General features: G+C 44.2%; 4 protein-coding genes. All 4 read right to left on the bottom strand.

Annotated features, from left to right (window positions below; translation table 11 throughout):
* Window positions 1-246 precede the first annotated feature (246 nt).
* The 4 genes from fghA to L0J61_RS07865 all read right to left on the bottom strand — a co-directional run bounded on the left by fghA (window position 247) and on the right by L0J61_RS07865 (window position 7,102).
* Window positions 247-1,137 (bottom strand): S-formylglutathione hydrolase, encoded by an 891-nt coding sequence (fghA, locus tag L0J61_RS07880; protein WP_301465872.1) that lies wholly within the window; start codon window positions 1,135-1,137, stop codon window positions 247-249.
* 79 nt (window positions 1,138-1,216) lie between these two features.
* A complete protein-coding gene (locus L0J61_RS07875) occupies window positions 1,217-2,707 on the bottom strand; it encodes a C13 family peptidase (protein ID WP_301465870.1) in 1,491 nt (496 codons plus the stop codon).
* A 586-nt stretch (window positions 2,708-3,293) separates the two neighbouring features.
* A complete protein-coding gene (gene htpG, locus L0J61_RS07870; RefSeq protein ID WP_301465868.1) occupies window positions 3,294-5,255 on the bottom strand; it encodes a molecular chaperone HtpG in 1,962 nt (653 codons plus the stop codon).
* A gap of 368 nt (window positions 5,256-5,623) precedes the next feature.
* The gene (locus tag L0J61_RS07865) at window positions 5,624-7,102 is read right to left on the bottom strand and encodes a catalase (protein ID WP_301465873.1); all 1,479 of its coding nucleotides are present in this window, start codon (window positions 7,100-7,102) and stop codon (window positions 5,624-5,626) included.
* Window positions 7,103-7,225: the final 123 nt, after the last annotated feature.

Below are 7,225 nucleotides of genomic sequence, written 5' to 3'. Positions count from 1 at the left end.
ACGCATTCATCCCACTACCTTAGAGGTAGGGGATTTCTGCGGTAAAATGTTAAACTTAAAATTACAAGAGTGCTCTCCACGTATATGCTGTTTTTTTGCTAAAGCCGCATCCATATCGGCTTGCATCCTAGCTTGTGTAACAGCTAGATGTGCAGAGTTGTTCTCTACACCACGGACTACAAATTCTTTAGTAATTGCCATGACTCACCTTCGATAAAGCTACTTTTCTTGAAATAAGTAAACACGTTAGTTCAATTGCGCCATACGCCAATGGTGCTCGATATGATCATCGATGACTGACTGGATAAAGTAGTAACTGTGATCATGACCAGCCTGATAACGTAATGTTAAGGGTTGCTTGGCTTTTTCACAAGCATCTTGTAGTTTTGCAGTCTGCAATTGACCCTCTGCTAAAAAATTATCAGCCGCACCTTGGTCAACCAAAATCATCGAATACTGCTGACCGACTGCTTCGATTGTTTTTGCTGCATCTGCTTGCGACTTTAGATCGTCATCATCGCCAAAGTACTCTGTATACGCAGCCTGTCCCCACGCCGACTCGCTAGCCGAACAGACTGGCGACAGTGCTGACACGCTGATGAATTTGCTCGGAAATTTAAAGCCTAGTAGCAAAGCACCGTGACCGCCCATCGAATGACCTGTCACACCAATACTATCAATAGAAAACTCTGATCGTAACAAATCATATAACTCGTCGACGATATAGCTTTGCATATTGAAATTCTCTGCCCAAGGTGCCTGTGTCGCATCTACATAATAGCTCGCGCCTTGCCCGACGAAATAGCGCTCATCGTTAGGCACGTCATTGTCTTCACTACTTCTAGGAGAGGTATCGGGCGCGATAAATATCATGCCAAGCTCGCTGCATTTTTTTTGAAAATGCGCTTTATGTGTGACGTTATCGGCGTTGCAAGTGAGACCTGACAAATATAAAACGGCAGGACATCGGTGACCAGCAAGCGCTTCGTCTGGCAAATAAATACTAAAGGTCATCTGCGTTTTAGTCGCGCTTGACTGGTGACTATAGTAGTGCTGCTCACCATCAAAGCAGCGATTGGCACTGATCTGGGTGAGTTTTGAGTTGGCAGACAAACTGTGGTTATAAGAGTTGTTCATGAGTGATATCCTTTTTATCCAAATTATATCAATGGTAACTTAAAAAAACATGTATTAGATAAGACCGCTCTAGCTTCAGTTAGCGCCTATCGTCAATAGTCGTCGTCCCTACTGAAGCTGGAGACGTGCTACCAGTTGACGCCATAGCGGCTGTATCTTCCGTGATGTGCAAAACAGATGAATGGGACTTATCAAACAGTGCTTGCTCGAACAATGCTTGCTCGAACGCAGGCAGTGCTGTCTCCATCAAACTACCGATGAGCATTTGTGGATCTGATGGCTCAAAACCCATCACGCTTTCACGTTCACTCACACGCAGTCTCGCGTCTTTAAAAGCAGACTCAAAGCTGTTATTGCTGCGTAAGCTTTCAGCGAAAAACGCTTGCCCGAAGTAAGTCATCTCTGCTGTGTTGGTACAACCAAATGACATTTTATCAGCGGCAGAAGCGGTGATAACGACTGTCGTTGGAGAGGCCAGCTCGTCGATAAATGAGCCAGAGTAGCAAGCAGACACGACGATCACTCGCCAGCGGATACCCGCAGCATCCAACGACTCACGTAACCATGCGGCGTCCAGGTTTTCCATAGCCAGTGGTGGATTTGCCAGCTGAATCAGATTTTCATTGCCATGTGAAGAAAGTGTCATAAACAGCACATCTTCATCAGCATTCATCTGCTGACCAATCTGCTTCAGACCACGTAATATACTGGTCTTAGTCGCTATTGGTTCATCCAACCAACTATAAGTATTATTAATCAGTGCCAACGAGCGACCACTCGTACCAAAGCGCACGTCAAACAATTCGCGTACTTTATTGATCTCAGAGCGAAAAACATTTTGATCAGAAAACCCAGCCACACCCATAAAGTACCAATCTGTTTTGCCCATGGTACTAGGATCAATACTGGTTAACGCATTTTGTAATAATCGCGGTTGCTCATAGAGCGCCGCTTCTTCTATCACAGGCTCGATGGGCACTTGCTTAAATATCGGTTGATCTGCAACATTACGCTGCCAAATGGTCAACAACGCTACAGCACCAACCAACACAATAATGCGCTCCCACCACGGAATACGCAAGCGAAGCGAAAATATCCATAACAAGGCAAGCGTCTGCCACAGAAACAATATCAAAAACAGTATCGGTAAAAACGAATAGCTCCAGATTGGTAGCCATCCGTAACTTCCCAAAAACTGTACCAAACTCTGTAAGAGAGCCAATAGTGTATCAGCAACCAACCACAGCACAACAGGCACAAACACCAACGCCTGATTGCTGGCTCGACGTGCCAAAATAATACCGCTCAATAAGATAATCACCGGCCAGATAAGATAGCTGACCAGACCTTGCTCATTAAAAACACTGCCGCTCTCAGCTGCCAACCAAGAGAACAATACATTACTACCAAGCGCCAATAGTGAAAAAACAGCGAACTGCGAAAAAGTGGGTTTGACCCAAGAAAAGGCGCGCGTCGACCCTACCAACATCCATAAGGTGGCAATAATATTGGCAGCAAAATTCAGCGAAAAGCGCTGAAGTGATACTGTTTTTAACGACGCAAGTGACAAAGACTTAGACCTCTAGCCAGTCGGAAAAATAAAGTGAGTCAACAATATAGATATGAAAGTGGCTTGTGATATAGCATAAATACCTTTAGTGGATCATCTTGCTAGACCTACTGATATCTGCTTTATGCTGAACTCACTATGAAATAATTATAAGAGATAATAGGTGAGTAGCTTAGACTAATAGCATACCTAAATAGAGTTTATCTAGCCAATCTAACGCGATTGTAACGGATTGTCAGTCAATACAATAAGCCTAATTTGTAAAATTCACTTATCATTGATTAAAAGTCAATAGAATGAGCAAGTGCTCTTACGCTCACCCTAAATGTTCGTTTTAGTGTCCTCGTAAGCTAAGTTTGACGAGCTTTGCCTGATTTAACAAGCCTGTGAGTTTGGTTTACGACATATGATGTCGCCTTGTTTCTTTGCCGACTTGTCGCTTTGTTTCTTCATTCTGTATGCTTATTATAAGATACAAGGCTTTACGGCAACTGGTGATAAAACAGCAAATAAAAAAGGAGGCCTTGAATACAAGACCTCCTTTATATGTCAGACGATAGCAAAAGCTAGTATCGACAATTCTATATTACTTCATCAACAACTCATTGACACGTTTGAGATACGCAGCTGGATCTTCTAGCTGTCCACCATCTGCTAACAATGCTTGATCAAAAATCACTTGCGCCAACTCATCAAACTGATCACTGGCTTCTAGCTTTTTAATCAATGGATGGTCTGGGTTGACCTCAAGTGTTGGCTTACTCGCTGGCACTTCTTGACCCATTTGCTGTAGCATTTGAATCATCTGTGGCGACAGCTCACCTTCGCCGACGACCAAACATGCAGGACTGTCGACGAGACGTGTAGAAACTTTTACGTCTTTCGCGCGCTCGCCTAGCGTGGTTTTTAGCTTATCGACGACTGGCTTCATGGTCTCTTCAGCCTTTTCAGCCTCTGCCTTTTCTTCATCGTCCTGCAAGTCACCTAAATCAACCGCACCTTTAGCGATATTTTGTAGTGGTGTCTCATCGAATTGGGTTAGGAAGTTCATCGCCCATTCATCAACACGACTGGTCATCAGGATTACTTCGATGCCTTTTTTCTTAAACAGCTCAAGTTGCGGGCTGTTTTTGGCTGCTGCTAGGTTGTCCGCCGTTAGATAATAAATAGCTTTTTGACCTTCTTTCATACGGCCTTTGTAATCTTCAAAGCTGGTATCAAGCTGATCATTGGTGCTGGTAGTGTAACGCAGTAATTTAGCGATACGTGCTTGGTTGCCCATGTCCTCGCCAAGACCTTCTTTGATGACATCTCCGAACTCTGCGTAAAACTGTGCAAACTTCTCTTGTTTGTCACTGTCTTCACTATTGGCCAGACTGGCGATCATGGTCAATACTCGACGTGCATTACCCTCTCGGATAGATTTCACGTCACGCGACTCTTGTAATAACTCGCGACTGACATTGAGTGGCAAGTCTGCTGAGTCGATCACACCTTTGACAAAACGCAAGTACATCGGTAGCAACTGCTCTGCCTCATCCATGATAAAGACACGCTTAACATAGAGCTTCAAGCCATGCTGCTGCTCACGGGTATATAAGTCTACTGGCGCTTTTTTAGGGATATAAAGAAGCTGTGTATACTGTACGCGACCTTCGACACGATTGTGCGTCCATGTCAGTGGATCATCCATGTCGTAAGAGATGTTTTTATAAAAATCAACATATTCATCATCTTCAACCTCTGAGCTAGAGCGAGTCCAAAGCGCACTGGCTTTGTTGATGGTTTCCCACTCATCGGTCAGTACCATCTCGCCACTAGCTGGTGTGTCGTCGTTCTCATCTTCTTTTACGTCTTCTTGCCAGATTTCTTTGCGCATCTGAATAGGCAAGCTGATGTGGTCTGAGTATTTGTTCACCAAACGTTTAATTTTAGCGCGATCTAGGTAGCTGTCTTCCCCTTCAGAGTACTCTTCTTTAAGATGTAAAGTGATAGCAGTACCGCGCGCTTCTTTAGTAATAGGCTCAACAGTAAAGCTACCTGTACCGTCTGATACCCAGCGTACGCCTTTATCGGCAGTCTCGCCGGCTTTACGTGATGCGACGCTGATGCTATCAGCAACGATAAAGCCTGAGTAAAAGCCCACACCGAATTGCCCGATGAGCTGACCATCTTGCTTTTGCGATTCCGACAATTTGTCTAAGAATGCTTTGGTGCCTGACTTGGCAATCGTACCCAGGTTTTCGATGGCGTCCGTTTCATTCATGCCAATACCATTATCAGTAAAGGTAACGGTTTTCGCTTCTTCATCAACATCAATACGGATTTTCAGTTCGCCATCATCTTCGTACAGGCTGTCGTCGTTGGTCGCTTCAAAACGCAGTTTGTCGCAAGCATCAGAAGCGTTAGAAACCAACTCACGCACAAATATATCCGCATTAGAATATAGCGAATGTGTCACTAAGTGCAGCAGCTGCGCCACTTCCGCTTCAAACGTATGTTTTTTTAATTCAGGGTTTAAATCATCTGCTTGAGTTGACTCACTCATAAAATACTCCTTTAAATTCTCTGTATTATTTATAAAATCACGAAAAATATGCTCTAAAAGTATTCAGCATTAAGCGTGAAAATAAATCGCCAGAAACCATTCATTAAAAACACGCCCTAAATACCATTAAGTTGTTTTATACAAATAAGGGCATAGACGAAAATTTCAAGCCAAATCAGCGCAAAAATCGTCATTGTCATGTTTCATTATCATATTTCATTGGCATGCTTGTTCATGTAACGCTTGCCCTCATCATCCATAAAAAAGCTAGCCATAAAACAACCGCCCTAGTTTCCTAAGGCGGTGTGTTCAGAATAATAATTACTTAATTGACGTCTTGCATAATAGCTTTAGCTATAAAGCAGAAGTTATAAGCAGCTGGCCAAATGACGAGCAGGGTCACTATCACGGGCAGCCATGGCATCTTCTACAGTCAATCCTAACGCCTTAGCCACGCCTTCGCCATACGCGGTATCACACCAATGACAGTTACGAATGTGACGATACTGAATAAAGTCAGGCACACCTGCCATATTTCTCGCGGTATTTTCAAACAACACTTGTTGTTGCTCTGCACTCATCAAATTAAACAACGCACGTGGCTGGCTGAAGTAATCACTATCATCCTCACGGAAGTCATAATGCGCCGCATCACCGTCGATCTTTAATGGTGGCTCAGCATAATCAGGCTGCTCTTGCCACTGACTAAAGCTATTTGGCTCATAGTGTGGGCGGCTACCATAGTTATCATCGACACGGCCTTCACCATCACGATGATTACTCATCACTGGACAACGTGGCTTGTTGACCGGAATTTGCTGATGATTGACACCGACACGATAACGCTGAGCGTCAGCATAATTAATCAAGCGGTTTTGCAACATCTTATCTGGTGAGACACTGATGCCTGGTACCAAATTACTTGGAGCAAACGCCGCTTGCTCAACATCAACAAAGTAATTATCCGAGTTTTTGTTTAACTCAAACTCACCAACTTCGATCAATGGATAGTCGCCTTTTGGCCATACTTTGGTCAAATCAAACGGATGGTAAGGAACGGTATCAGCCTCAGCTTCTGGCATGATTTGCACGTACATTTTCCACTTCGGAAAATCACCATTTTCGATGGCTTCATACAAATCTTTTTGGTTGCTCTCACGATCCATACCAACCACTTCTCCCGCTTCAGCATCAGTCAAGTTTTTGATACCTTGTTGAGTACGGAAGTGAAACTTTACCCAGAAGCGCTCACTATTGTCATTCCAAAAGCTGTATGTATGCGAGCCAAAGCCGTGCATGTGTCTGTATGACGCTGGAATACCACGATCACTCATGACAACTGTCACCTGATGGAAGGATTCTGGTAGCAAGCTCCAAAAATCCCAGTTGTTGGTTGCAGAACGCATGTTAGTACGCGGGTCGCGTTTGACTGCTTTATTTAAATCCGGAAACTTACGTGGATCACGCAAGAAGAAAACGGGTGTGTTGTTACCTACCAAGTCCCAGTTACCTTCCTCTGTATAAAACTTTAGGGCAAAGCCGCGGATATCACGTTCAGCATCGGCAGCACCACGCTCGCCTGCGACGGTACTGAAGCGCGCAAACATTTCTGTCTGCTTGCCAACTTCACTAAAGATGCTAGCGCGAGTATATTTACTGATATCGTTAGTCACAGTAAACGTACCGAAAGCACCAGACCCTTTGGCATGCATGCGGCGCTCTGGAATCACTTCGCGGACAAAGTTACCTAGCTTTTCGTTTAGCCAAATATCCTGTGCCAATAATGGGCCGCGCTTTCCTGCGGTCAAGCTGTTCTGATTATCTGGGACTGGTGCACCATTTCCCATGGTTAACTGCGTGGGTGCGTATGGACATTTTTTGTCGCTCACGTGCCTTCTCCTTTGGATAGTAAGTCATATGAACTACCCACTACCTTAGAGGTAGGGGTTTCTTAGGTAATGCTCATACTT

Source organism: Psychrobacter sp. (genome assembly GCF_030457785.1).
Classification (GTDB): domain Bacteria; phylum Pseudomonadota; class Gammaproteobacteria; order Pseudomonadales; family Moraxellaceae; genus Psychrobacter.
This window is presented reverse-complemented; position numbering and strand designations above follow the sequence as displayed.